The sequence below is a fragment of the Sphingomonas populi genome, assembly GCF_004208535.1.
GTDB classification, from domain to species: domain Bacteria; phylum Pseudomonadota; class Alphaproteobacteria; order Sphingomonadales; family Sphingomonadaceae; genus Sphingomonas; species Sphingomonas populi.
The window spans coordinates 1-1,308 of the sequence record NZ_SGIS01000151.1; the positions used below are offsets into that span (position 1 = coordinate 1).

Annotated in this window: 1 protein-coding gene; it reads left to right on the plus strand. The window is 50.6% G+C overall.

Annotated elements, in window-relative coordinates; translation table 11 throughout:
* Positions 1-128 precede the first annotated feature (128 nt).
* The gene (locus EWE75_RS24625) at positions 129-1,217 is read left to right on the plus strand and encodes an NACHT domain-containing protein (protein ID WP_130160637.1); all 1,089 of its coding nucleotides are present in this window, start codon (positions 129-131) and stop codon (positions 1,215-1,217) included.
* The last annotated feature ends 91 nt before the right edge of the window (positions 1,218-1,308 follow it).

Genomic DNA, 1,308 nt, shown 5'->3' on the forward strand with positions numbered 1-1,308 from the left:
GGCGACCACCGACGCCAACCGCGCCGCATCTTCAGAGTTTACGATCACACATACGATCTGGGACATCCCGCCAGACTCGCACGAAACTAACCGATTGTGAATCACCTGATTGGGTCAGTGCACTAGACATGCCTCAGATTAGCGAATATACTGATAAATGGATATCCGCGAAAGATCTTGATCCTATTAGGGGTAAGGAGTTCAAAGATCTTCTTCTTGACCGCGTTTCGCGACCACATATCCGCAGCCTCGCGCAGAACCCGATGCAGCTTGCTATTCTCCTAAACCTGATCAGTACGAAGGGGTTATCTCTCCCAGACAAAAGAACAGCCTTGTACGAGAGCTACATGGATTTATTTTTTGGTCGAGAAGCAGAAAAGGACGAAACCGTAAGAGAAAACAGAGATGTATTGATCCAAATTCATGAACACGTAGCTTGGCTTCTTCAAACTGACGCGGAACGTCCAGGTGGAGCTGGTTCGATCACGCAAGATGGCCTCGCAGAGCTCGTCGAACGGTTTGTAATCTCTAAAGGCCATGATATTGATGTCTTGAAGCTCTTTCAAGGAGCGGTTGAAAGAGTGGGTGCGCTTGTTTCCAGAGTTCAAGGAATGCTTGAATTTGAAGTGCAACCTTTGCGTGAATATTTCACAGGAAAGTATCTATACACAACAGCACCTTACTCTACTCTTGGCCGAGAACGTGGAGGTACGCGACCGAGGAGATTTGATGCACTTGCAAAGCGTCCATACTGGTCGAACGTAGCCCGGTTCTATGCTGGTTGTTACAACTCTGGGGAACTTGCGTCTCTTTTAGCAGGTCTAGAAGGTGTGCATGACGATGCGCTGGTTGGACCCACTGGGCACGCACTGCAATTGGGCCTCCTTCTTTTAAACGACTGGGTCTTCTCTCAAGAGCCTTGCGTTGTAAACGCTGTTGTGCAATTTTTAACTAGATCGGAAAACTTTAGACAGTTGCTGGCTAGCCCTGTGACGTGGGAAGAAGATCGTACCACGCTACCTGCAAAGTGCGGTCGTTCGGAGCTCGGCAGTATGGCAACAGCTGCGTGCCTTGCATCGCATGAGACAGGGTTCATTACACGGTTGGGCATGGTAAGTAGGGCAAACGTCGCGTTCGACGAACGGCTCTCGCAGTGGGAAGCGTTGCGACCGTCTGATCCAACTAGTGGATTGATCGTGACGGATGAGTCCTTTTGAGGATTCCGCCTAGCGCTGCATTGTGCGACCAAGGGGTATGCGTAGCGGTATCACCTTCGTCGTCACGGCACCGGATCGGGCGCGGCTTGAG

What these genes read in the sequence shown, in the direction of transcription:
- EWE75_RS24625 (WP_130160637.1), top strand. Translation starts at nt 129, where the DNA reads ATGCCTCAGATTAGCGAATATACTGATAAATGGATATCCGCGAAAGAT.